This is a genomic window from Euhalothece natronophila Z-M001, assembly GCF_007904085.1.
Taxonomy (GTDB): domain Bacteria; phylum Cyanobacteriota; class Cyanobacteriia; order Cyanobacteriales; family Rubidibacteraceae; genus Halothece; species Halothece natronophila.
The window spans coordinates 376,053-402,042 of record NZ_CP042326.1 but is presented as its reverse complement, the minus strand read 5'-3'; the positions used below and the strand labels follow the sequence as shown (position 1 = coordinate 402,042).

21 protein-coding genes, 1 tRNA gene and 1 pseudogene are annotated in these 25,990 nt (G+C 41.4%); 7 read left to right on the top strand and 16 right to left on the bottom strand.

Going from position 1 to position 25,990, the window contains the following annotated elements; all coding sequences use genetic code 11:
• Positions 1-6: 6 nt before the first annotated feature.
• From FRE64_RS01795 to psaK, 7 genes and pseudogenes are all read right to left on the bottom strand, one after another.
• Entirely contained in the window at positions 7-1,803 is a 1,797-nt protein-coding gene (locus FRE64_RS01795; protein WP_146297244.1) for a proline--tRNA ligase, read from the bottom strand.
• Positions 1,804-2,105: 302 nt separating this feature from the next.
• A tRNA-Thr gene (locus tag FRE64_RS01790) sits at positions 2,106-2,177 on the bottom strand.
• 59 nt (positions 2,178-2,236) lie between these two features.
• Positions 2,237-2,641: a hypothetical protein gene (locus FRE64_RS01785; protein WP_146294393.1), complete on the bottom strand. Its 405-nt coding sequence runs from the start codon at positions 2,639-2,641 to the stop codon at positions 2,237-2,239.
• The gene (gene secF, locus FRE64_RS01780) at positions 2,638-3,588 is read right to left on the bottom strand and encodes a protein translocase subunit SecF (RefSeq protein ID WP_146294392.1); all 951 of its coding nucleotides are present in this window, start codon (positions 3,586-3,588) and stop codon (positions 2,638-2,640) included. Before secF ends, FRE64_RS01785 begins: the two co-directional genes overlap by 4 nt.
• On the bottom strand, positions 3,585-4,988 hold the full coding sequence (gene secD / locus FRE64_RS01775) for a protein translocase subunit SecD (RefSeq protein WP_146294391.1): 1,404 nt from the start codon (positions 4,986-4,988) through the stop codon (positions 3,585-3,587). Before secD ends, secF begins: the two co-directional genes overlap by 4 nt.
• 10 nt (positions 4,989-4,998) lie before the next feature.
• A pseudogene (locus tag FRE64_RS01770) lies at positions 4,999-5,981 on the bottom strand (pyruvate dehydrogenase complex E1 component subunit beta).
• A 230-nt stretch (positions 5,982-6,211) separates the two neighbouring features.
• On the bottom strand, positions 6,212-6,484 hold the full coding sequence (gene psaK / locus FRE64_RS01765) for a photosystem I reaction center subunit PsaK (RefSeq protein WP_146294389.1): 273 nt from the start codon (positions 6,482-6,484) through the stop codon (positions 6,212-6,214).
• Positions 6,485-6,606: 122 nt separating this feature from the next.
• Here psaK and FRE64_RS01760 point away from each other — a divergent pair, with 122 nt between their 5' ends.
• On the top strand, positions 6,607-7,236 hold the full coding sequence (locus FRE64_RS01760) for a phosphoribosylanthranilate isomerase (protein ID WP_146294388.1): 630 nt from the start codon (positions 6,607-6,609) through the stop codon (positions 7,234-7,236).
• Positions 7,237-7,260: 24 nt separating this feature from the next.
• On the opposite strand, the gene FRE64_RS01755 is transcribed toward FRE64_RS01760, so the two are convergent.
• The 5 genes from FRE64_RS01755 to FRE64_RS01735 form a co-directional block, all read right to left on the bottom strand.
• Positions 7,261-7,461: a hypothetical protein gene (locus FRE64_RS01755; RefSeq protein WP_186708924.1), complete on the bottom strand. Its 201-nt coding sequence runs from the start codon at positions 7,459-7,461 to the stop codon at positions 7,261-7,263.
• An 80-nt stretch (positions 7,462-7,541) separates the two neighbouring features.
• On the bottom strand, positions 7,542-8,111 hold the full coding sequence (locus FRE64_RS01750; protein WP_146294387.1) for a DUF4340 domain-containing protein: 570 nt from the start codon (positions 8,109-8,111) through the stop codon (positions 7,542-7,544).
• A 1-nt stretch (position 8,112) separates the two neighbouring features.
• A complete protein-coding gene (locus FRE64_RS01745; protein WP_146294386.1) occupies positions 8,113-9,999 on the bottom strand; it encodes a DUF4350 domain-containing protein in 1,887 nt (628 codons plus the stop codon).
• A 334-nt stretch (positions 10,000-10,333) separates the two neighbouring features.
• Positions 10,334-11,323, bottom strand: a complete 990-nt coding sequence (locus FRE64_RS01740) for a glycerate kinase (RefSeq protein WP_146294385.1) — start codon at positions 11,321-11,323, stop codon at positions 10,334-10,336.
• Between the two features lie 139 nt (positions 11,324-11,462).
• Positions 11,463-11,789: a DUF565 domain-containing protein gene (locus FRE64_RS01735; RefSeq protein ID WP_146294384.1), complete on the bottom strand. Its 327-nt coding sequence runs from the start codon at positions 11,787-11,789 to the stop codon at positions 11,463-11,465.
• 46 nt (positions 11,790-11,835) lie between these two features.
• On the opposite strand from FRE64_RS01735, the gene FRE64_RS01730 reads away from it, so the two are divergent.
• The gene (locus tag FRE64_RS01730; RefSeq protein ID WP_146294383.1) at positions 11,836-13,053 is read left to right on the top strand and encodes an ABC transporter permease; all 1,218 of its coding nucleotides are present in this window, start codon (positions 11,836-11,838) and stop codon (positions 13,051-13,053) included.
• On the opposite strand, the gene FRE64_RS01725 is transcribed toward FRE64_RS01730, so the two are convergent.
• Positions 13,050-14,114, bottom strand: a complete 1,065-nt coding sequence (locus FRE64_RS01725; protein WP_222597848.1) for a Gfo/Idh/MocA family protein — start codon at positions 14,112-14,114, stop codon at positions 13,050-13,052. The two genes, FRE64_RS01730 and FRE64_RS01725, sit on opposite strands and share 4 nt — an antisense overlap.
• Before the next feature lie 271 nt (positions 14,115-14,385).
• On the opposite strand from FRE64_RS01725, the gene ychF reads away from it, so the two are divergent.
• The 4 genes from ychF (at position 14,386) to FRE64_RS01705 (ending at position 21,261) form a co-directional block, all read left to right on the top strand.
• Positions 14,386-15,477, top strand: coding sequence for a redox-regulated ATPase YchF (ychF, locus tag FRE64_RS01720; RefSeq protein WP_146294382.1), 1,092 nt, complete (start codon positions 14,386-14,388; stop codon positions 15,475-15,477).
• A 145-nt stretch (positions 15,478-15,622) separates the two neighbouring features.
• The gene (locus tag FRE64_RS01715) at positions 15,623-17,005 is read left to right on the top strand and encodes a DUF2157 domain-containing protein (RefSeq protein WP_146294381.1); all 1,383 of its coding nucleotides are present in this window, start codon (positions 15,623-15,625) and stop codon (positions 17,003-17,005) included.
• 49 nt (positions 17,006-17,054) lie between these two features.
• Complete coding sequence (mfd, locus tag FRE64_RS01710; RefSeq protein ID WP_146294380.1) at positions 17,055-20,531, top strand: transcription-repair coupling factor; 3,477 nt, start codon at positions 17,055-17,057, stop codon at positions 20,529-20,531.
• 79 nt (positions 20,532-20,610) lie between these two features.
• Positions 20,611-21,261: a Uma2 family endonuclease gene (locus FRE64_RS01705; RefSeq protein ID WP_146294379.1), complete on the top strand. Its 651-nt coding sequence runs from the start codon at positions 20,611-20,613 to the stop codon at positions 21,259-21,261.
• Positions 21,262-21,591: 330 nt separating this feature from the next.
• Here the strand turns inward: FRE64_RS01705 and FRE64_RS01700 are convergent, their stop codons facing one another.
• Genes FRE64_RS01700 through FRE64_RS01690 form a run of 3 tightly spaced genes read right to left on the bottom strand, consistent with a single transcriptional unit; the run spans position 21,592 to position 25,829 of the window.
• Positions 21,592-22,233, bottom strand: a complete 642-nt coding sequence (locus tag FRE64_RS01700) for a Uma2 family endonuclease (protein ID WP_146294378.1) — start codon at positions 22,231-22,233, stop codon at positions 21,592-21,594.
• Between the two features lie 10 nt (positions 22,234-22,243).
• Positions 22,244-25,150, bottom strand: coding sequence for an isoleucine--tRNA ligase (ileS, locus tag FRE64_RS01695; protein WP_146294377.1), 2,907 nt, complete (start codon positions 25,148-25,150; stop codon positions 22,244-22,246).
• Positions 25,151-25,202: 52 nt separating this feature from the next.
• The gene (locus FRE64_RS01690) at positions 25,203-25,829 is read right to left on the bottom strand and encodes a Ycf66 family protein (RefSeq protein WP_146294376.1); all 627 of its coding nucleotides are present in this window, start codon (positions 25,827-25,829) and stop codon (positions 25,203-25,205) included.
• Between FRE64_RS01690 and FRE64_RS17365 the strand changes: the two genes are divergently transcribed.
• Positions 25,828-25,989: a hypothetical protein gene (locus FRE64_RS17365; protein WP_186708922.1), complete on the top strand. Its 162-nt coding sequence runs from the start codon at positions 25,828-25,830 to the stop codon at positions 25,987-25,989. The genes FRE64_RS01690 and FRE64_RS17365 overlap by 2 nt on opposite strands.
• The last annotated feature ends 1 nt before the right edge of the window (position 25,990 follow it).

Genomic DNA, 25,990 nt, shown 5'->3' with positions numbered 1-25,990 from the left:
TTACCATTAATTTTGTAGCCAATCTCGGATTGTCGTCACCACATCAGAAATAGGCATCTCTTGGGATGATAAATTGGCGCGTTTGATCACTTCCACATTGCCATTAGCTAGGGAGCGACCAGTGACAATCCGATAAGGAATCCCAATTAAATCCGCATCTTTGAATTTTACCCCTGCTCGTTCGTCGCGATCATCGAGTAACACTTCAATTCCAGCGGCTAATAAGTCTTGATACAAGGTTTCAGCGACTTGGGATTGTTGCTGATCCGTAACATTAGGAACCGTGATAATAACTTGATAAGGCGCGATCGCGCTCGGCCAGATAATGCCATTTTTATCATAAGACTGCTCCACAGTGGCTTGGGCTAATCGGGAGACTCCAATGCCATAACAACCCATATAGAGGGGGACTTCTTGCCCTTGTTCACTGGTATAAGTTGCCCCCATTGCCTCAGAATACTTAGTTCCTAGTTGGAAAATATGCCCCACTTCAATACCGCGCGCACTTTGGAGAATCTGCTGAGAATCATGGGTAGCGCGATCGCCAGCTTGGGCTTCTCGAACATCAACGACAGTTTCAGGAAGGGTAAACTGTTCTCCCCAATTTGCCCCGACTACGTGATAACCATTTTCGTTAGAACCAGTTACAAAGTTTTGTAGATTCACTGCTGTTTCATCCACTAAGCGCAAAAACTTCGGTTCAACCCCTTTTCCCCCCTGAATATAATCATCACCTAAATCAGGGGCAATATAGCCCAATGGTAGCGGTTTTGTCGCCCATTTTTGTTGCGCGTCTGCATCAGGCACATTTAAGCCAATTAACGCCTGTGCGCCATAATTTCCCGCCATTCCCGAAAGAATATTGGTTAACTTCACATCATTCACATCTTGATCACCGCGAATACTCACTAAGACTAAAACTTGCTTCCCATTGTCATAAACCGCTTCATAGAGAACATTTTTTACTACCGTCGTCGCATCACAGCTTAAAAAGTCGCAGAGAGTAGCAATAGTTGCAGTATTGGGCGTTTCTCGTTTCTCATACTTAGAAAAGGGAGAAGGTTGGGCTTCAGTGGGCAGAGAAACCGCTTTTTCCACATTAGCTGCATATTTACCATCCTCGGTATAGAGAACCTCATCTTCTCCCGCTTCTGCAAGCACCATAAACTCTTGAGACGCTGATCCACCAATTGCACCTGAATCAGCCTCCACTGCCGTAAAATGTAAGCCACAACGCCTTAAAATATTCTCATAGGCTTGGCTCATGGCAGCATAAGTTTCTTTCAGACTTTCAGGATCAGCATTAAAAGAATAAGCATCCTTCATAATAAACTCTCGCCCTCGCATTAAGCCAAAACGGGGGCGAATTTCATCGCGGAATTTCGTTTGAATTTGGTATAAATTTTGGGGAAGTTGCCGATAAGAGCGAATACTGTCTCTAGCAATGGCAGTAATCACTTCTTCGTGAGTGGGACCCAGTCCCAAACGTCGCTCTTGGCGGTCAATGAGAGAAAACATAATTCCCTCAGCTTTAGTATAAGTTTCCCAGCGCCCTGACTCTTCCCATAATTCCGAAGGTTGTAGCTGGGGTAATAAGCATTCCTGCGCTCCTGCGGCATCCATTTCCTCCCGAATAATTTGAGAAACCTTATTCAGAACGCGCCACATCATGGGAAGATAAGCATAAAGACCACTTCCAATGCGACGAATATACCCGGCCCGTAACAGTAATTGATGACTAGGAATTTCTGCTTCGGCTGGGGTTTCTCGTAGCGTCATCAAAAGCATTTGAGACATTCGCATGGCTAATTCTTCCTTAAATCCTCTAAACAACTTGCTCTGTTTAGGTTACTCTATCTTGTTTTGCGATGAATTGATGAATCTCCCCATCACAAATATCATCTGAAAAAAAGAAGACAGACAAACAAAAAATATTTTCTCTCATGGGGTAACAACCGCTTTAGCAGAAAAAGCCGATCGCCAGATGTAAGGCTTGGATATAATCTCTTCGGAGTTTGTTGAAAAGCATTCTTTTGGGTAGGAAGCTCCTTTTACATCGCGTCAGCGATTAAAAGTGAGTAGTTCACTTCTGTACACTTGTCAAAAGCCAGCAAGCGGATTTGAACCGCTGACCTACCCATTACGAGTGGGTTGCTCTACCACTGAGCTATGCTGGCATCAAGAGGCGACTACCGACTTATTATCTTAACTTAATTCGGTGAATGTGAAAAGCAGATCACTGATTTTTACTACCAATAACCCAACGCCAAAAGACATGGGATTTTCCGCGCCTGCGAATGCGTCGGACTTGCTTTTCTAGCTGATGTCGGTAGCGAGAAGAGAAGCCAAAGAGAATATTGCCACTTTGCCATAATAGAACAGCAGTAGTTAATCCTAAACACCAACTGATCGCGATCGCGCTAATTGGATTAAAAATCAAGGCATAACGAACTGCCGCCAGGGTAAAGTGGTCACGCATTAAGGCAATTTCTTCTTGTAGTTGCCAAGTTACAAAAGGGATAACCACTAGCCACGAGATGATTACCCCTAGCCAACGTGTACAAACCTTTAACTGATGTAACCGTTGCACTTGAACTGCTAATTCAGGATCTTCGGCACGAGATAACTGAGAATCAATCACACCTGCTCACTAAATGGTTTTTGTTGAGTAGTTTCTTGGCGTTCTCGCCACCAAGCAAGGAGGGTACTTGCAAGAAAAATACTAGAATATGCTCCCAATAAAAAGCCAATAATTAAGGCGAGAGCAAATTCTTTTAGGGTTTCTCCCCCAAATAATAAGATAGCAAGTAAGGGCAAAATTGTGGTTAAGGTGGTATTAATTGATCGGGTTAAAGTCTGATTGACTGCATCATCCACGACTTTCGCAATAGAGGCTTCTGGCTCTTGTTGCCCAGTTTCACGGATCCGATCATAAATTACCACAGTATCATTAACAGAAAAACCAATAATTGTCAAGAGAGCCACTAAAAATAAGCTATCCACTTCCACCATTGCAACTAAGCCCAAAATTGAGAAAACCCCTGCAGTAATCAAGGCATCATGGAAGAGAGCAAGAATAGCAAAAATGGCATAATCCAATTGAAAGCGAATACTAATATAAACAATAATCCCAAAGAAGGACACCAATAAGGCTAAAATTCCAGAAGTAAATAATTCTTCACCAATAGTTGGACCCACTGTATCAATTTGAATGGTTGTAGGGTCAAACTGCCCAAAATTAGCTTCTAACGCGTCTTGAAGTTCGCTACGTTCTTCCACGTCAAGGGTTTGTGCGCGAATGGATAACCCAGTTTCGTTTTCGCCAAACACCTGTGCTCTAGCATCAGGAAGCCCTTGTGCTTCTAGAATTTCTTGCACTTCACTAATGGCAATGGGTTCATCACAATTTTGAGGAATTGAGCAGTCTAACTCTAATTGTAGGCGTGTTCCCCCAACAAAGTCTAAACTCGGTCGGAGAGGGGCTTCAAACTGGAGATAAGAAACAATCATCGCTAACAGAGAAATAATCACTGTTAATGCTGACAAAAGCCACCAGAAATACCGTTGTTTAATTACATTTAGCTTCATTTTTGCACCGCAAGGTTAGGACAGAATAGTTCAGGTTTTTTACGAATCGTGGGAAACCCTAAAACAGCAAATAATAGGAAAGTACGTGTACAGGTTAGGGCGGTAAAAAGGCTAATGAGAACCCCAATAGCAAGAGTAACCGCAAAGCCTCTTACTAACCCAGAGCCTAACCAAAATAGAGCCGCACAGGCAATGAGCGTGGTAACGTTACTATCAAGAATGCTCGAAAACGCCCGATAAAAGCCTCCTTCTACAGCACGATAAAGGGTTTTTCCTGCCCGTAATTCTTCCCGAGTGCGTTCAAAAATCAGTACATTAGCATCCACTGCCATGCCGATACTAAGAATAAACCCAGCAATCCCGGGTAAAGTGAGAGTAACTCCAACTAAAACATAAGCGGCAAAAGTAAGAAGGGCATAGATGCTGAGAGCTAAGTCAGCAATTAAACCAGGAAGACGATAATAAACTCCCATAAAGACAAGAACTAAAATTAATCCGGAAAGGGAGGCATAAATACTGCGCTGAATGCTTTCTTGTCCAAGGGTTGCTCCAACTGTCCGATTTTCTACAATTTCCACAGGTAGAGGTAATGACCCCCCACGGAGTTGAATAGCAAGGTCTTCAGCTTCCTGTACAGTAAATCCTCCAGAAATCGTAGCACTGCCACCAGTAATTCCGCGATCAGCATATTGGGAACTGACGGTAGGAGCACTGACTAATTCATCATCGAGAAAAATCCCTAAACCGCGTCCCGTGCCAGCAATATTTCGCGTGAGTTCAGCAAATTTTGATCCTCCTTCTTGATCAAAACGGATTTGCACTTGCCAGTTATTCCCAGCTTGGGCAGGTTGGGCACGAGCTTGTTCTAATTGACTACCCGTTAAGGCGGCAGGCTCAAATAAGTCCAAAATTTCCTGATTAACTTGATCTAACTCTTCTAGAGTTTCTTCGATTTCTGCTTGATTTTCCTCTGAATTTTCTCGTAATTCCTCCAGTTGAGCTTCTAATTGATCCCGAGTCAAAAATTTTTCCTGAAATTCCTGGTCTGTTCCTTCTTTTTGCGCCCGAAACTCTAGTTGGGCAGTTCCCCCCAAGACTCGTTCCGCTTGGGCTGGATCACTAACACCAGGGAGTTGTACTGAAATTCTATCTCCGCCCACAGTTTGTACGATGGGTTCAGAAACGCCTAAACCATCGACGCGATTTTGAATGACGCGCTTAACACTTTCTAATCGGTCTTGAGTGATATCGGTAATTTCTTCCGTAGTTTGGACTTGAATGGTTAATTGCGCTCCCCCTCTTAAATCTAAGCCTAGGGGAACGGATAATTGCGTGAGTACGACTAAAGCCCCAATTAGGAGAACAAAAATAAGCGCGATCGCAGTTCGCTGTTGTTGCATCAGTCTTCCCTTACACCTTTAGAGCCATCATATTTTCCACAGCAGAAACAATTTCAGGTGGTTGAACAATGGTATATCTTTCTAATGTTCCATTGTAAGGGGTAGGGATATCTTCTGAGGATAAACGCACCACAGGAGCATCAAGTTCATCAAATAACTGATCATTAATTAGAGCGGTCAACTCTGCACCAATGCCACCGGTTTTCATACATTCTTCTACGATAATCACACGATGAGTTTTTCGCACTGAGGCAGCAATGGTTTCTATATCTAGGGGTTTCAAAGAAATTAAATCAATTACTTCAGGATCGATTCCCTGTTCTTCTAACGGTTTCAGCGCCTGTAATACATGGTGACGCATTCGGGAATAAGTAAGAATAGTAACATCTTTTCCCTGACGGACTACTTCCGCTTTATCTAAGGGTAACCAATATTCACCCTCTGGTAAGTCTTCTTTTAAGTTATAGAGAAGAACGTGCTCAAAGAACAACACAGGGTTATCATCTCGAATCGCACTTTTCAGAAGTCCTTTGGCATTGTAGGGAGTCGAACAAGCAACAATTTTTAACCCCGGAACCGCTTGAAAATACGCCTCTAAACGTTGGGAGTGTTCTGCGCCCAGTTGACGACCTACCCCTCCTGGCCCACGAATAACAAGAGGAATTTTATAGTTCCCGCCAGAAGTATAGCGTAGCATCCCTGCATTATTAGAAATTTGGTTAAATGCAAGCAGGAGAAAGCCCATATTCATTCCTTCCACAATTGGGCGTAATCCTGTCATGGCTGCGCCCACTGCCATTCCTGTAAAGCTATTTTCAGCAATGGGGGTATCTAAGAGACGCAATTCTCCATATTTCTTATATAGGTCTTTAGTTACTTTATAAGACCCGCCGTAATGACCCACATCTTCTCCTAAAACGAAAACGGTGTCATCTCTTGCCATTTCTTCGTCTGTTGCTTCCCGTAGAGCCTTAAAAAAATTGTTTCAGCCATCTCTCAATAACAATTGGTAAAAGCGATTGCTTAAAGATCGTACCATCAAATGCAGAGGCTGCAATTGCTAATTGGATCGTTATTTATTTGGCCCAAGTCTGGAACAAAATCGCTTCTCGGGCTTCTTTGGCTTGGGTGACGAGTGATCTTTTTTGGGGACTGCTACTTGTTGATGAGTGCGGAATCTGATTCCGCACCCGTGCCACCCTGTTAAGCTAAACGCATATTATTTAAATGACTCCGGCATTGGCTAGTCCTAAAATTACCCCAGCACCAAGAAGATGTCCTAAGCTGGCAGTGGCTAATAATTCAGGAACGCCAAATCCTTCTAAAATGGAAGGCTTGGGAAAGGGGAGTTCAGGACCGGCTCCATAATTTTGAATGGCAAAACGACCAATAGCAATGGCAAAAATATTACAAGCAATCATTACCATTGCAACAGAAGGACTCCAAGTAATTGTATTTGGTGTGGTAGATTGAACAGTAGCGAGTAAACTTAACATAACTTTAGTATTTTTCTCCTTTAATCACAAGCTAAAGGCATTATAGGAAGATTTATAAACAAAACTATTTTTGAAGGTTAAGAAGTAACAAACTATTTACACTAATTTATATTTCTGAACAAATGCGGGTTAAAATTTGTGGAATTACTAGTTTAGAACAAGGAAGCGCGATCGCGCAATTGGGGGCAAATGCGCTGGGTTTTATCTGTGTTAAAAAGTCTCCCCGTTATCTATCTCCTGATAACATAGCACGCATTACCTGCCATCTTCCCCCTCAAGTTTCTCGGGTTGGGGTTTTTGCCAATACCGACACTACAGAAATTATTTCTTTGCTTCAACAAACCCATTTAACAGCAGTACAACTTCATGGAGAAGAAACCCCAGAAGAATGTAACAAACTGCATTCTCAACTCCCCAACAATATTGAAGTGATCAAAGCTATTCGGGTAAAAAGTGCAGAATCTCTGCAACAAACTGAAACTTACGCCCCCTATGTTGATACCTTTCTTCTGGATGCTTATGATCCCCAACAACTTGGCGGTACTGGAAAAGCCTTTAACTGGGAATTGCTGCAAAACTTTAATCCGCCCCGCCCTTGGTTTCTTGCTGGTGGGCTAACGCCTAATAATATTCGAGAAGCCTTAGCCATAGCAATCCCTAATGGCATCGATCTCTCTAGTGGCGTAGAAAATTCCCCAGGAAATAAAGATTTAAACTTAGTCCAACAACTATTTCAGGTGCTTGGCTCTTGACATCCTCCTGCGCTAAATCAGAGATTATAGCGCGGGATTCCTAGTCTCGCGACCAAGATTTCCTGCTTTTTCCACACGACTTACACCAAAATTGTCTCCAGTTTCAGTGCAGTGGTCATTTTGTCCACAGGCTTGTTCTAGCTCAAGGCGATCCGTTTCTGTATGCCCTACAGTACGGAGTCCAAACTCCAAAATGTTGATAAGTTGGATTTTCAGGTCGTTCATGATAAGAAAAAAATAAGGCAAAAAAAATCATCAGTTGAGAAATTAAGACTTAAGACCGTATCAACCTTCTTCAATTTGTGTTAATCAGAGTTGGTTTCTTCTTCCTCCTGAGAGGCTTCTTCTTTCCAGTCTGCAAGGGGACGTTCTGCTGCTTCCTTTAATTTTATAGGAATAATTTTAACTTCCTGCATTTCCTCCTTTTTGGGGTCAATTTTAGCATACACCTCTTCTTCATTAAAGGTAGTAGTCCCTAACATCATGGTATGTTCAGTTTCATCCTCTAATTGAATTTTTATGCTTACTAAAGGTTGACTGAGTTGATACGCTTCTAGTTGAGGTTTTTCTACTGTAAATGTTTCACTACTAGTTTCAGAGGTTAATAAATCAAGCAAAAAAACGATCGCGCTTTCTTCGGCAACAGCTTCTTCTGGTTCTATCATTTCCCAACCCTCATTGGAACGAATAAGGGTTAAGGTTTCTTCTTCCCTGTCAAGGGTAATTTGTTGCACCTCATTATGATCAAAAGTCAATAAGGTTTCTTCTGCTGTGGTTTCTGTTTCTTCTGGTGGGGGAGAGTGTATTTCATTAAAATAAACATACCCCCCTAGTCCTAAAGCTAATAAAACTAAAAATAAAGTTGTTTTCTGCATTTTAACGTCGTCTCAACCAACTAATAATCGCCAACACAACACCAAATAGTGGCACAATTAACATTGCAACATTCTGTAAAATAGTTGCTTGCTGGGAGGTTAAATTAATTCGTCGATTGGTTTCTTCTTGCGGACGTAACCCCAAAGAAGCATCATCATCGCTAATCACCAACCAGTCCACAGAATTTAAGAAAATATCACCGTTTAGCTGTTGAATAAATAAACCATTTTTAGCAAATTCACTATTGCCAAAAATAACTACTCTAGAATCTATACTTGGTTCAGGTAGTTCTTCTAACTCATTTTCTGCTTCTTCTTCTTCTTCATCTTCTAATTCTTCTGGAGTTTGAGTAATTTCTTCTCCATTTTCATTATTCGTTTCTTCAGGATTATTTTCTTCATTATTAGGAGAAGGTTCCATTCTCTCGCTAGGGGGAACAATATCTCTTTCTTGTGATGTTTCCTCCTCTTCAGGACTTTCCTCCAGTTGATTTTCTTCAGGAATTTCTTCCGGTTCTATATCTTCTTCTAAATCAGGAAACTGTTCTTGAATTTCTTCTTCAGGAATTTCTTCTGTTTCTATATCTTCTTCTAAATCAGGAAACTCTTCAGGGATTTCTTCAACATCTTCATCTGTTACTTCAGCATCTTCATCTGTTACTTCAGTACGTTCTAAGGCAAATGATAATACTAAAGGGCCAGCGCGATCGCGCTCTGGATTATATTGTAATTCTTCTTGGGTAATATCACTTTGCGCCCAACTTTCTTCATTAGAAAAAACTAAAGGAGTGGCTTCTACGCCTGACATTTCCCTTACATCTACAGGACGAGATAAGGGATAAACAGTAATTCCATTCCCTAAAGGATTTGTAATGGGATGATCCCCATAATTAGTGACTAAAGTAGTAGCAGGATTAAATCCTAAGGCTTGTCCTCTTCCTGAAGCATCCACAATGACACGATCATCTAATTCAATTCCCCAAGGATCTAAAAGTGGCTCTAAACTATCACTACTATCATGGTCTAATAGTAGGAGAAGATGTCCGCCATCAGCAACATAATCCTGAATTTCTTCAATTTCACCTGGGAATAAATCCTGTTCGGGAGAGACAATAATTAAAACACTATTCGGGGAACTAGGAAGGGTTGCTTCTTCAGCAAAATTAAATGGCTCAACTTGATAGCCTTGTTGTTCTAAACTATCCGCTGCTTGGGATAATCCGCCCTCCACTGGTTCTAAAGGGGGTTCTCCATGTCCTTGTAAAAAGTAGGCAAAAGAAACGCGATCGCGCTGTATAATATTAATCGCATTTGTTAATTCTACTTCTGAAAGCGGTTCATACTCATTAACCTCTTGAACAAATCGTGTTTTATCTCCATACTCAATATGAACCTCGCCAAAAGATTCTACTTCAAATGATTCTACTTTGGCAATATCTTGTTGGGGATCGACAAATTCAAACTCAAAGTTATCACTATAACTTTGATAATTTTCTAACAGTCGTTTATTTTCCCTAGAAGGAGGGCTTTCAAAAACCACAACTCTTAATGGCTGCTCTAAATTTGCTACTAACTGTTGCGATTGGGGGGCTAATGTATAAAGATTTGTTTCTGTTAAATCAAAGGTGCGCCCATAATTGATAGCAATGATATTAACAGAAATCAGGATTGTCACTAGGGCAATGGTGGCGATTAAAGCATTAATTCCTGTTTGCATGGAACGTCGCCGCCAAAAACCACGGCTGAGAATAATGAATCCCAAGATTAAAATAAAAGTTCCACCAGCTAAAATCCCCATAGGGACAGGGATCCACTCGCCAGCGACATAGCCAGCCACTGTACCAATAATGATAAAAATAGTACCAAATAGAAGAAAATACTTAGCCATCAATCAATTTGATTTCTCTTAAAGTCAAAAATTTATTATAAAATAGAAGCCCTGTATAACTTATAGATATATAATAATCGTGAATTATAGTCGTTCCAATTCAGTTCCGTAGTGCAGCCATCTTGGCTGCTACTAGGGAGCAAGATGCTCCCACTACTTTTAGGTTGCTGTTTTTTATTTGGAATCACTATAGTTGTAAATTTGTGCCTTAAATTTGCCCTTACTACAGTAGAGGGGATCCATCTAGCTTTGCTTTGAGCCTGCGTAAACTGAAGTGGCTTTTTGGCAATGAGATCATCTTTCTCCTATAGTTGAGTATAATTCTTTAAGTGCTTTAATAAACTTGTCTTGGAACATGATTAGCATCAATTTCTACAACTAAATCTACTCCTTGCTTGCTTTCAATTAAGGGGGTGATAAATAATTCTGGATGCAATGCCTTCCAAAAGTATTCCACAAACTGCTTAATTTCTGCATTACTCATTCCCGATTTTCCCTGTGCAATCATTTTTTGCTCTGCTTCTTGTCGCCATTTTTCACTTAAATGATAGTCCTCAGGCACAAGTATCATCAAACTATCTAAATATTCCCACAAAGGGAGATAACTTTGCAGACGGCGGTTATTATCAAGGGCAAATTGCCGATCTGCTTCTGTGTCAATGGGGGAAGGGGGATTAGTAAAAGCAGTTTCTGCAATGGGTTTTACGCCTAAGAACCAGCCTTCAAATAATAAAATATCAATTTTGTCATTAATGGTTTCGGGAGTAGCGCGATCGCCGCTTCCTTGGCAAGCTGATTTATCAAAACGAGGAATCTCAAGGGGGGTTTTTTCCTGAAGCAAATTCTCTAATAAATTTTTCCCTAAATTTACATCATGAGTTTCGGGGGGGCCACGCAAAATTAATCGCGGATCCTCTTTTTGCAATTGCTGCCGTTCTGGATAAGTTTTATAAAGATCATCTAGGGATAGAGTAACTGTATGATAACCAAACTGAGTTAATATTCCTTGTAAAATAATGGCTAAGGTTGTTTTCCCCGTTCCTTGGAGTCCTAAAATTCCTTGAATGAAAGGCTTTTTTTTCTGTTCTTTTTTACGAGCAATTTTTAAAGCTATCGGTAGCCATAAGTTCCAAAGCAAACCTAATATCTGATCTTGTTTTAATCCTTCTTTTTCGGCTAAAGGAGAAATCTTTTCAAACATTATGGGAAAATAATAAATTCTAGTTTCCAGTGAAATATCAATTTCCCAATCAATATTGGCTAAGGCTTGTTTTTCGTTAGTGCTTAAAGTTTCACCTTGAGATAAACGATATAAAATTCTCATTGATTGTTCAGATTTATATTAAACTAGTTTACGCGCGATCGGGCTTTGCAATAATGGGTGAAATAAGGAAAACCTTTATTAAACTAAACTAATATCTCCAATAAAAATAACTGATTATTAGTTTCCATTTCTAATCTTTTTAAGACCCTAAAATAAATGCTTGCAGATAAAAGCCATAAGTTAATCCTACTTTAAATAAATTCAGAAAATCAATTAGTCCTGAATTATTACGATTATTGCGATAGGCTACTCGGCTAACAACTTCTGTAAAGATTAACATAATGGCAGCAACAACAACATCTAAATCTCCCCTTTGGCCAGCAATACTGGAAATAGCTAATGCCATAAAAAAACCAAATAAAAGACTAATTAATAATAAACTAATTCGTCGCCAAGGATTGGCAAAAAATTGTTGTGCTTGATTAGAAAAACTTGCTAATAACAAATTTAAGCGAGTATTTTGCATGATTTTCTATAATAAAGACAGACCTATTCTAAACGATAAAACACCCATGCAACCTATTGAAACGATCCGCATGGCAATCACTACCCTAACTGCGAATAAATTACGCAGTAGTTTGACCATGTTAGGCATTGTTATTGGTAACGCTTCTGTGATTGCTATGGTAGGAATTGGACAAGGGGGACAAGAACTAGCAAGAAATGAATTTGAATCCCTTGGACCAAATACGCTATTTGTGACCCCTGGTTCTCGACAAGAACGCCAAACTAGCTTTGATGTTCCCCGCACTTTAGTCTATGAAGATGCCAAAGCCATCGCGGATCAAGTTCCCAGTGTTAAAGGGGTTGCGCCACAAATTAGCAGTACCCAACTGATTACTTATCAAAATCGAAATGCTAGAGATTCTATCATTGGAACAACGCCAGAATTTTTAAGTGTTCGTGGCTTTGAAATTGCCCAAGGTCGATTTATTCAAGAAGTAGATTTACAAGGCAATCGTCGGGTTGCCATTTTAGGATCAGAAATTGCCAGAAGATTGTTCCCTTCCACTGATCCAATTGGTCAACAAATTCGGATTAGAAATTCAAGTTTTCGCGTAGTGGGAGTAATGGAAGAAAAGGGGGCTTTTTTAGGAAATAACCAAGATGATGTTGTTTATATTCCACTTACCACGATGGCAAATCAAATTGTGGGAAGACGTTCAGTTTATGGCATTGATTTAACCTTTATTGCTGTTTCTGCTAAAGATCAAGAGAGTATGCGGGCAGCCCGATTTCAGATTGAAAATTTACTACGTTTGAGACACAACGTTCAAGGAGAGGATGATTTTACCGTTCAAAGCCAACAAGATATTCTAAATACAGTTGAAACAGTAACTGGTGGTTTAACAGTTATGCTTGCCGCGATCGCGGGAATTTCCTTACTCGTTGGGGGAATTGGAGTCATGAATATTATGTTAGTTTCTGTGTCAGAAAGAACCCAAGAAATTGGATTGCGTAAAGCATTGGGGGCCCGAGAAAAAGATATTCTGACTCAATTTTTAATTGAAGCAACTATTTTAGCGGTTTTAGGGGGATTGTTGGGAACTGTTATTGGCGGTGGGGTGATTGTTCTTGCTGGTGCAATTTCGCCTCTTCCTGCACAAATTTCAGTTCCTACGGTGATTATTGCCGTTAGTGTTTCGGCGGGAATTGGTTTATCATTTGGTGTAATTCCTGCCCGTCAAGCCGCCCAACTTGATCCGATTGTTGCCCTTAGAAGTAATTAGCTCGCAATAATTGCCCCCTCTTGAATAGAAGTTTCCCAGACTTTCCCATCTAGCGCTATTTGTTCGACTAAACTCGCTAAACGAAGGGCTTTTAAGGCTTGTTCTCCCCCGACAGAGGGCTTATTGCCACCGCGAACACAACTAAGAAAATGCTCTAATTCTGCATGGAGAGGCTCAATTTTGCTCGTATAAACCTTTTCAATTAAGCCATCCTGACGATATAACACTTGCCCGTAATTGGTGGTATAGTCGGCAGTGGTTTGGCGATGAATTAAAATTTCATTGTCTAAAAAATCTGCTTCAATAAGGGCATTTTTACAATGAGCAGAAATATTGCGGATTTTACGGTGTGTCACCTTGCTAGCCGTTAAAGTCGCGATCGCGCCATCGGCAAATCCCAACGTTGCAGTAACATAATCTAAATTTCCTGAATGATTAGCTTTAGTGCCACTTGCCGTTAACTTCACCACGGAAGTAGCTGTTAACTCTAACAGTAAATCTAAATCATGAATCATCAAATCTAGCACCACCGACACATCACTTGCCCGTTGGGAATAAGGGCTCATACGATGAGCTTCTAGGGCTAATAATTCCTCCCCTTTTAAAACATTGCTTAACTCCTGGAAGGCAGGATTAAACCGTTCAATGTGTCCCACTTGTAAAATACAGTGATTTTCAGCTGCGGCATTAACTAATGATTCAGCTTCCTCTATACTTGCCGCAATGGGTTTTTCGATTAAAACATGAACCCCAGCTTGGAGAGAAGCTAATCCTACCTCATGGTGTAACTTAGTGGGAACAGCAATACAAACTGCATCCACACAAGCCAACAAATCATGATAATCTTCAAAAAAACGTACCCGATACTTACTGGCAATATCTAAGCCTCGGGTAACATTAACATCAGCAACCCCATATAACTCCACATCCTTGAGTAAGCCCAGCACCCGCGTATGATGTTGTCCCATATTACCAACACCAATCACACCGACTCGTAACGGTGGCTTACCATTATGAGAAAAGGAGTTTGCCCCCTGAGACAGTTCATTTTGATAACTCACAAAAAATCAATCCTCCACCACACAAAAATTATTACTTTCTCTAGCAGAATAAACGTTTAACCCCTAAATCCGCAAAATTTTCGGGAAAAAAAAGTAAAAAACCGCCAAACGCATTATGAAAAAATATCGTGAACAAATGTTAAGAAATTGTGTCAGTTTTAGAGTCGTCCATAGAGTGGGAAAAATTGATAATTTACCCAACCCGTTAAGATACAATGAGTCAGATACCATAATCTGGACTTGGATCAAAAACAAATAAACCATTACAACCATGCTAAGAGCTGGAATCGTCGGACTGCCAAACGTCGGAAAATCAACCCTTTTTAATGCCCTTGTCGCCAACGCAAAAGCTGAAGCAGCAAACTTTCCCTTTTGTACTATTGAACCAAATCAGGGAGTGGTTGCTGTTCCCGACGAACGTTTAGAGGTTTTAGCAAAAATTTCTAACTCCCAGCGCATTGTTCCTACTCGCATCGAATTTTTAGACATTGCAGGGTTAGTACAGGGGGCAAGTAAAGGAGAAGGCTTAGGCAATCAGTTTTTAGCCAATATTCGGGAAGTTGATGCTATTGTCCATGTGGTACGTTGCTTTGAAAATGATGATATTGTTCATGTGTCGGGTTCAGTTGATCCCACTCGGGATATTGAAGTTATTAATTTAGAATTAGCCCTTGCTGACTTAGCCCAAATTGAACGGCGCATCGAACGCACTCGCAAAGAAGCCAAGAAAAATAAAGACGCTAAATTTGAACTAGAACTCTTAGAAAGATTGGCAGAAGCCATTAACGACGGAAAAAGTGTGCGTCAAGTGGAACTCACTGAAGACGAGGAAGCCATTATCAAGCCCTTAAACTTACTGACCAAAAAGCCCATTATTTACGCCACGAATGTTTCAGATGAAGACTTAGCCACAGGGAATCAATGGGTGGAACAAGTGCGAAATATAGCCCAACAAGATAATGCTTTAGTCGTGGTGGTTTCCGCGCAAGTAGAATCAGAATTAATTGAATTATCTGAAGAAGACAAAAAAGAGTTTTTAGACTCCTTAGGAGTAGAAGAAGGTGGCTTACAATCCCTCATTCGGGCGACTTATGATTTATTAGGGTTACGGACTTATTTAACTACAGGGGAAACGGAAACTCGCGCTTGGACAATTCGCGCTGGAATGAAAGCCCCTCAAGCGGCTGGTGTTATTCATTCTGACTTTGAACGAGGGTTTATTCGCGCAGAAACCATTAGTTATGACAAATTGGCAGAAATGCAATCCTTGGCAGCGGCGAAAGAGAAGGGGTTAGTGCGTTCAGAGGGGAAAGACTATGTAGTCCAAGAAGGCGATGTGATTGAGTTTAAGTTTAATGTTTGAGCTAAATTGAGTTTTCCGGGCAGACTTCAGTATAATTGCTTCTTATAAGTTTTAACTGAATACTTTAAGGGAAACCGTCACAGCCATTAGCAATTTTTACATTTGTAGTTGTAAATTGTACATTGTACCTTGTTAATAGCTTAAGATGGTTTCCGACAAGTTTCGCCAACAGTTACGGAAAGAGGCGGAAAAATGGCAAAAGGAGGGGTTAATTGACTCCTCCCTTTTTCAGCAATTGGCACAACGCTATCAATTTCACACCCTAGAAGCAGAGAGTCAAAGTCGGTTTGTGCTGATTTTATTGGCATTAGGAAGCATTCTTCTGGGTTTAGGAGTCATTACCTTAGTGGCCGCAAACTGGCAAGGCTGGTCACGTCCGATGCGAGCTACCTTACTTATAACAATTTTTGCTCTAGTCAATATCGCAGGATTTTTCGGGTGGCGTTCTCGAAAAGGACAATGGCAACGTCTGGGAAAAGCGTTACTCGTCTTAGGATCACTCATGCTAGGGGCAAATTTGGCGTTAATGTCGCAAATGTTTCACCAAACTGGGGCAGTTTATGAATTGTATTTAGTTTGGGGAGGTGGCGTATTACTCATGGCGTATGGCTTGCAGTTTACTTGGCTTGCCATGATTGCCATTATTTTACTAGGAATTGGCTATTGGTCAGGGTTACCTGGATTTCTTAATTTTTCACCACGGGGGGAGTTATCTTGGGTACTTCAGTATATGCCGCTTCTAGCTACCTTCTTTTTAATTCCTTTGGCAAAACTTTGTCAGTCGCGATGGGTTTTGTTTTGGGGAGTGATAGCAGCGGTATCTTCGTTTCAAGTGATGATTACACAAGAGTTATCCGCCGTTTTTGATTATTCTCCGATTTTAGCGGCTGGCTTGATTGCTAGTGGTATTACTCTACCACCTTTATTATTATGGGCAAGTAATCTAGAAGGAAAAAACAGCACTATCAATTTTAATCAGGTGACTCGTCGTTTATCTATTTTTTATCTGCTTAGTGTTTGTTACCTATTTTCTTTTTATTATGTTTGGGTCGATTTTTCTCCTGTGAGAAATAATTATGGAGAAGTTAATTTTCCTGTGATTTTAAGTCAAGTATTCGCTGGTATCGCTTTAACAGTTTATTGCTGGTGGCGTTTAGGACAAACAGAAAACGCCCCTTGGCGATTAAAGTTTACTAGTACCCTTGTGGGTGTTATCAGCCTGGTGATGGGCGGAATTGCTGGTTGGTCACTAGTGGCGGTGGATGGTTCTGATTATGCTTTTACCCCGACAATTCTTTATAATGTGATTTTATTCGGGGGCGCGATCGCGCTTATTCGTCAAGGCTTAAACGAAGGGACTCGTCTGAGCTTTTGGTCAGGTACAATTGTACTTACTTTGCAAATATTATCTCGCATGCTGGAATATCAAACAGGTTTAGTGTTAAAAGCTGTGGTTCTCTTGCTGTGTGGATTTGCTATTGTTATAGCTGGCCTATGGTTTGAGCGTTATTTGCATCGAGTCAATTGATCAAATCAAGATAAAATTAAGACGAAATCCTGCTGATAGTTGCTTATTCATGGCTTTTGCTTCTGTTATAAAAACCTTAGCGCGATCGCGCCTTACTCAAGAACTCCTCTCCACTCTCCAAAAACAGCATCACCTTACTCTTACGGGGATTCCTCGCCTTCCGAAAGGACTCATTGCCTCTGCATTTAGTCAGGCGTCTTCTCATCTATTTGTTATCTGTGCCACCCTAGAAGAAGCAGGGCGTTGGGCAACCCAATTACAAAGCATGAACTGGCAAACCGTCCAGTTTTACCCCACCTCTGAAGCCACTCCCTACGAACCCTTTAATCCTGAATCAGAAATGATTTGGGGACAGATTCAAATATTACTCAATCTCATTCAGCAGCCTGATACTCCAACCGCCATTGTCGCCACAGAACGATCGCTGCAACCACATCTTCCTCCCCCAGAGACTTTTAAAAAAGCCTGTCTCTCCTTCCAAAAAGGAATTAGCTTTGATAGTAAAACCCTTGATCACCGCCTCACAGAATTAGGATATGAACGCGCCTCAGTGGTAGAAACAGAAGGACAATGGGCAAGACGAGGGGATTTAGTAGATGTTTTTCCCGTTGCTTCAGAAGTTCCCATTCGTTTGGAATGGTTTGGAGATGAATTAGAACAGTTACGAGAGTTTGATCCCGTTAGCCAGCGTTCCCTTGATCAAATTGAAAGCCTGACTTTAACCCCTACCAGTTATTCTCCTCTCATTGCTAAAGGGATTATGGAACAGGGAACTCTCGATCAGGTTAACTCTCATCTGGAAGAAGCAACCGATTTCAGTGAGTTTAATTATCCTGAGGGAATGCACCGCTTTCTAGGGTTTGCCTATCCTGAACCTGCTTCCTTACTAGACTATCTCCCTGAGAATACCTTAGTTGTCCTTGATGAACCGCAGCAATGTCAAGGTCACAGCGATCGCTGGTTAGAACATACCGAAGATCAATATCAAGAATTAACCGCCTCTCTACCGCGTCTCCACTATGACTTAAAAACTTGCTTACAAAAAGCTGAACCCTTTTATCGTCTCTACGTCTCCGAACTGAGTGAAGAAAACGATCAAGGAACGAACCTCGCCAGCCGTCCCCTTCCTGTTAACCCCCATCAATTTGCCAAACTTGCAGAGATTGTTCGTGGCAAACGAGAAATTTATAGCGGGATTACCCTGGAAAACTATAATACTTGGATTGTTTCCGCCCAACCCTCGCGATCTGTTTCCCTATTACAAGAACACGATTGTCCTGCCCAATTTGTTCCCAATCCCAAAGATTATCCTGCCATTGATAAGTTACATCGCGATCATACAGCCGTTGCGGTTAAATATTCAGGATTAGCGGAATTAGAAGGCTTTGTTCTTCCTACCTTTCGCATTGCGGTTGTCACTGACAGAGAATTTTTTGGGCAGCATGTTCTCGCCACTTCGGGTTATGTTCGCAAACGGCGACGGGCCACCTCTAAACAAGTTGATCTCAATAAACTACGCCCTGGTGATTATGTGGTTCACCGTCAGCATGGGGTGGGAAAATTCCTGAAACTGGAAAGTTGGGAAACTAGAGAATATCTGGTTGTGCAATATGCCGATGGGTTACTGCGTGTTCCTGCAGATAGTTTAGAATCTCTCTCTCGTTACCGTCATCTGGGAGAAGGGAAACCCCAACTTAATAAGATGTCGGGGAAATCTTGGCAAAATACCAAGAATAAAGTGCAGAAGGCAGTGAAAAAAGTTGCCATTGATCTGCTAGATTTATATGCTAAACGATCGCAGCTTTCTGGCTATGCTTATCCCCAAGATACGGTTTGGCAAGAAGAATTAGAAGACTCTTTCCCTTATCAACCTACCCCAGATCAATTAAAAGCTGTCCAAGATGTGAAACGAGATTTAGAAAGTGATCTCCCGATGGATCGCTTAATTTGTGGAGATGTGGGGTTCGGTAAAACAGAAGTTGCAATTCGGGCGATTTTTAAGGTTCTCATGGAGGGAAAACAGGTTGCCTTTCTTGCACCGACAACGATTCTGACCCAACAGCATTATCATACGATAAAAGAACGTTTTGCCCCCTATCCCGTTAATATTGGCTTACTGAATCGCTTTCGCACCACCAATGAACGGAAAGATATTCTCAAGCGTCTTTCCACTGGGGAATTAGATGTGGTCGTGGGAACGCATCAGCTTCTCAATAAAAGTGTCAAATATAAAGATTTAGGAATGTTGGTGGTAGATGAAGAACAACGATTTGGAGTGAACCAAAAAGAGAAAATTAAGTCAATGAAGACAGAGGTGGATGTTTTAACCCTGACTGCGACTCCCATTCCTCGCACCCTCTATATGTCACTATCTGGGATTCGGGAAATGAGTTTAATTACCACTCCCCCTCCCTCTCGTCGTCCCATTAAAACCCATCTTTCTCCCTATGATCCAGAGGCAATTAGAACGGCGATTAGAAATGAATTAGATCGCGGCGGACAAGTGTTTTATGTTGTTCCCAGAGTAGAAGGGATTGAAGAGATTGCAACCAGACTGCGAGAAATGATCCCCACAGCAAGAATCGCGATCGCGCATGGACAAATGGAAGAAGCAGAATTAGAATCCACCATGCTAACGTTCAATAATGGCGATGCAGATATCTTAGTTTGTACCACCATTATTGAGTCAGGATTAGATATTCCCCGTGTCAATACGATTATTGTGGAAGACTCGCAAAAATTTGGTTTATCCCAACTGTATCAACTGCGCGGACGAGTCGGGCGATCAGGGGTTCAAGCCCATGCTTGGCTATTTTACCCCCAACAAAGTACCTTAAGCGATACGGCGAAAAAACGATTACGGGCGTTACAAGAATTTACTCAACTGGGATCAGGGTATCAATTAGCCATGCGAGATTTAGAAATTCGTGGTGTTGGGGAATTATTAGGGTCAAAACAATCAGGACAAATGAATGCAGTGGGCTTTGATCTCTATATGAGTATGCTACAAGAGGCAATTCAAGAAGTCCAAGGCGAGGATATTCCGCAAGTAGAAGACACACAAATTGATCTCAAATTAACCGCTTTTGTTCCCAGTAATTATATTAGCGATATGGATCAAAAAATGGATGCCTATCGCACGGTAACAATGGCAAATAGTAAGAAAGAATTAGATCAGATCAGACAAGATTGGCGCGATCGATATGGCGAATTACCGCCCCCTGTTCAACAATTATTACAGGTAATGGAGTTAAAACAAATTACGAAATCCCTTGGTTTTTCTCGCATTAAACCTGAAGGAAAACAGCACGTTGCCTTAGAAACGCCCATGGAAGAACCAGCATGGAAAAAATTACAAGAACATCTCCCAAAACATATTGCCTCGCGATTTGTTTATAGTAAAGGGAAAGTTACCGTGCGCGGTTTAGGAGTATTAAAAACGCAACAGCAACTAGATAATTTAATTAACTGGTTAGGAGAACTAAGGAGATCCCTAGAACAAGAAAAGGAAATCATTAAACAATAAGAATTAGTCATTAATATTTTGGCATGATTACAGGAAAAAAACATTACAATGAGGATAAACTAGCTTCGGAGGTTTTCCAATGAGCCGTTTAAGCACCATGCAACTGCCAGCAGAGACTTGGATTCCTGCAAGCTGGGACGAGTATCTGCAAATGCTAGATGATTTAGTGGATGAAAAAGCAAAAACCTACTACAACAAAGGTCATTTAAGGATAGAAATGTCACCCATCGGTAATGATCATGCCAGCGATCACTCTATTCTTATCTATGCAATTAATTTATTTGCCGCTATTAAAGAAATTGACTTAAATGGAAAAGATAATTGCACCTATCGCCGAGTTGGCGTTAGAGAGGTGCAACCTGATGTCTCGTTTTACATTGGAGAAACCGCAGATAGCGTCCCCTGGGGAACAGGAATTGTTGATTTAGATCAGTATCCGCCTCCTAATTTAGTCATTGAAGTGGCAAATACTTCTCTAGAAGATGACAAAGGTAATAAACGCTTACTCTACGAAGAGTTAGGGGTAGATGAATATTGGATTGTTGATGTGTCAAATGTCGAACTCTTAGCGTTTACGATTGAAAATCAAGGGAGTCGTCGCATTAGGCAATCACAAGTTTTGCCAGGGTTAGAAATTTCCTTATTAGAACAAGCCTTCCAACGTACGCGCATCATGAATCATGGTAAAGTCAGTGCTTGGTTATTGACCCAGTTTCGGAATCGGGAATAATTCTTTGTTGCAACCTTATAGTGATTCCAAATAAAAAACAGCAACCTAAAAGTAGTGGGAGCATCTTGCTCCCTAGTAGCAGCCAGAATGATCTAGCACGACGGAACTGAATTGGAACGACTATAAATAGAAACAGATTGGGTTTTGCCAGTTCCCCCATAATGGCGATCCCGTTCGAGCACACTCTCTGGTAAGACATTATCCTGTAGGTTATAACTTAGAGGAATCTTCTGCTTCCATTGAACGCTTAACTAATTTAGTTTTACTGATTGGGATTGCCTATGCCTTTTCTACTCTCAGGAGAGGTTCAACATCCTCTGGTCATCCTTGCTAGGACAGTTGAAACTGCTGTAATAACCATGCGCCCACTTGACTATGGCTAGTATCGCGGCTTTTTTGTAGGGCTTTTCTGAGTAAATCTAGTTCTAAATTCGGTAAGACTTGCGAAATATTTAAGCGATAACTGCCCTGCTTTTGTATGTTGAAAGCGGTGATCTCTGCTTCTTTAACATCAACAACCCAATACTCTTCTACGCCTAAATCCTCATAGAGTAATCGCTTTTTTCCTAAGTCATCTGCTAGGGAAAAATTGGCAATTTCTATGACTAAATTAGGGGCGGGATATTGATCTAAATTGATAATTGTCGTTCCCCAAGGAATAATATTGGCATTATCTCCAATATAAAAGGCGAGATCAGGTTGCGCTTCTCGGAATTGTGCTTTTCTAAAGGTACAATTATCTTTTCCATTTAATTCGATTCCCATCAGGGTGGCATAAAGATGAATAATGTAGTTAAGAAGGGAATGATCGCTAGCGTGATTATTTCCTAGAGGACTCATTTCAATTCGGTATTGATGATCATAATAGTAACCTTTTCCTTTTTCATCAGGTAGCGTTTCTAAAGTTTTCAGATAGTCTTCCCAACTACCATTAAGCCAAGTTTCAGTTTTTAATTGTGGAGTAGTAATCATGATTTTTCCTCTAAAAATTACCAGCTAAAGCCTGATGACACCGTTCACAAATTGCAGGATGGTCTTCAAATGTTCCCACTCGGGTAGAATAGTTCCAACAGCGATCGCATTTTTCTCCGTCTGCTTTAACAATGCCCACGGTTGCTGTTTCCGTTTCTAAATGGTAGTCGGCATTTTTCGCAGCTTCAGGATTATCTAGTAATTCCACTTGAGAAGCAAGGAAAAGATATCGTAATTCATCTACGTGCAATCCTTCTCCCACTGCGTCACTAGGATTCATTTTGGCAAGTCTTTCTCGGAAGTCAGTATCAGGAACATATAACAAGACTTTGGCTTCTAAAGATGCCCCGATTAGTTTTTCTGTTCGCGCCTGTTCTAACACTTTATTCACTTCTGTGCGAAGTTGTCGCAGTTGTGACCATTGTTCGGCGAGAGTTACATCTTTCCAAAAGTTTTCTTTCGGAAGCCATCCTGCCGCAAAGACTGATTTTTGGGGAACGGGATAGGGAATATGTTGCCAAATATCTTCGGCAGTGTGAGATAAGACAGGCGCGATCGCGCGAGCAAGATTTTCCACAATAATTGCTAACACCGTTTGACAACTGCGCCGCCGTACAGAATTTTGATCCGAAATATAAAGGCGATCTTTGGCAATATCTAGATAGAAGTTGGATAAATCCACCACACAGAAATTCTGCACCGTTTGGAAGAAGCGGAAAAACTCATAATCCTCAAACGCGGAGGTAATTTCAGCAAACACTTCCCCACTGCGATGTAACATATAGCGATCTAAACTGGGTAAATCGTTATCTAATACCCCATGATATTTGGGATCAAAATCGTGTAAATTTCCCAGTAAAAAGCGAATAGTATTGCGAATTTTGCGATAAGCATCCGCCAGTTGTTTTAAAATTCCTTGCCCAATGGGAACATCGGCTGAGTAATCCACAGAAGACACCCACAAGCGCAGTAAATCTGCACCATAGGGGGGTTCTTCCTTCTGATTTTTACCGCCATTAATAATCACCGCCGGATCAACCACATTCCCCATGGACTTACTCATTTTGTAGCCTTTTTCATCTAAAACAAAGCCATGGGTTAACACGGTTTTATAGGGGGCAATTCCTTGTGTTGCCACACTGGTTAACAAGCTAGACTGAAACCAACCGCGATGTTGGTCTGATCCTTCCAGATACATATCCACGGGATAATTTAATTCCTCCCGTTGTTTGGCCACTGCTGCCCACGATGAACCAGAATCAAACCACACATCCATGGTATCCGTGCCTTTGTAATAGGTACGTCCATTATTGCGATATTCGGGGGGTAATAATTCCTCAGTGGAAAGTTCCCACCACGCATCCGAACCTTTTTCCGCGATAATACTTTGCACATAAGACACGGTTTCTGGGGTTAGCAGCGGTTCATTAGTTTCCGCATCATAGAAAACAGGAATGGGAACTCCCCAACTACGCTGGCGAGAAATGCACCAATCACTGCGCTGAGAAACCATCGCCCGAATGCGTTTTTCTCCTTGTTGTGGTAGCCATCTCACGGAAGAAATTGCCATTAACGCTGCTTCTCGAAAGCCCTCTACCGACGCAAACCACTGTTCGGTAGCGCGGAAAATAGTCGGTTGTTTGGTTCGCCAGTCATAGGGATACTTATGCACATAGGGTTCTTGTTTAAGGAGAGAATTTGCCTCTTTTAACGCCTGAATCACCGCATCATTTCCCCCATTGAGAACTTCTAAGCCAGCAAATTGTCCCGCCTCTTCTGTAAATATTCCCTGTTCATCCACAGGGGATAAAATAGATAAACCATATCGCATTCCCACGACATAGTCTTCTTGACCATGCCCAGGGGCAGTATGTACTAAGCCTGTTCCCGATTCAGTGGTGATATAGTCTCCCCCAATCACTACTTCACTGTAACGATCAAAAAGGGGATGTTGATATTGACAATGTTCTAAACGTTCTCCCGAAATGGTGGTTTTAACTGTTAATGACTCGCCAAAGGTTTGCGATAGGGTTTCCACCAAGTCTGTTGCGATCAGGAAATAGCGACAACTGCCAAGTTTTTCCGAGGGTTCAACAACGGCATAAGTTAACTCAGGATTCACAGCCACTGCTAAATTCCCCGGAATAGTCCAAGGTGTAGTTGTCCAAATCGCCACCCCTAAATCTGGCATAAATTCCTCTAGGGAATCTTTTGCCTCCGAGGATAATTCCGTTAGGGGAAAAACCGCATAAATACTGGGAGAAGTGTGTCCTTCTGGATACTCTAATTCCGCTTCAGCAAGGGCGGTTTTAGAACTGGGACTCCAATGGACGGGTTTTAATCCTCGATAAATATACCCTTTTAAAGCCATATCCCCAAAAACTCCAATTTGGGCAGCTTCATAAGCTGGATTAAGGGTTAAATAAGGGTTTTCCCAATCTCCCCAAATCCCATAACGCTTAAAACCATCTCGTTGTTCATCAATTGCTTTTTGAGCAAATTTCGCGGCTTTTTTCCGTAACTTAATCGGGGTAAGATTGGCGCGTAGGTCAGAGACCGAGCCGTAGGCATCTTTTTCTTGAATATTCTGTAAGACTTTTAATTCAATGGGTAAACCATGACAGTCCCAACCTGGAACATAACGAACTTTATAACCTTGTAACAGTTTATATTTATTAATAATATCTTTGAGAATTTTATTTAAAGCGTGTCCCATGTGTAACGACCCATTGGCGTAGGGGGGGCCATCATGGAGAATAAAGGGCTCTTTGGGATTATTTTGGGATACAGTTTCATAAATCTGTTCTTCTTCCCAAAACTGCTGAATCTGCGGTTCTTTCTCTTTGGCGTTCGCCCGCATGGAAAAGTCAGTTTGGGGCAGGTTAATGGTGTCCTTATAGCTTTTGTTGGTGGTCACAGTTCTTACTTAGTGTGGTGGACAGTTTGACTTCTGTATGGTTATTTTAACGTTATTCGTTTTTAGTTTCTTCTTTTTCTTCTTCTGGAGATGATGAGGAAGTGGTTGCAGTTTCCTCATTAGTCTGATTTTCAGGAGTGGGCTGAGTTTCTGCGGTTTCTTCAGGGCTTTCACTTTCAGAGGAAGGAGTGGTTTCCCTTGTCTCCTCAGTAGTCTGAGTTTCAGCAGTGGACTGAGTTTTTGCAGTTTCTTCGGTGCTTTCAGCCTTCTCACTTGACTGAGTTTCTATTTTAGACGTGGCGTTACTCGTTGGTGTTTTTGGAGTAGTTTTGGGTTGTTTCCCTCGAATTTTTTGCCATAGGGTGACGGGATAGAGATTTTTTAAGCTAGAGGCGACATTTTCGGAAATACGAGTTTTTTCCTCTGGGGAAGCCAGGTTACGTCGTAAAATTAAGGTCTGTGTCCCAAACCAAACTAATAGCGCGACACTAGCAGTTTGTCCCAATAATACTGCCCCTGTGATTCGTCCTGAACAAATCCATAACACGAGGGCGTAAAAGAAGCCTAAGCCACTCCAGTAGAAGTCACTTTTGCGATGGACTTCTGGAAAAAAGAATGCTGAAAAGTAAACAGCGAAACTGCCAAGGGCAATAATAAGGGCGAGTAATGTTCCTCCCATGATCGTGAATCCTCCCATGATCGCAAGTGGTTATGTTTATGGTATCGGTTTGCGCGATCGGTTTAAAAGTGGCAAAAGTTGCAATTGTTACGAAATCGTTGCTGGGGTTTTTGCTAGGCTAGAGGCTAATGACTGGAAAATCTCTACTGGTTTGCCTTAAG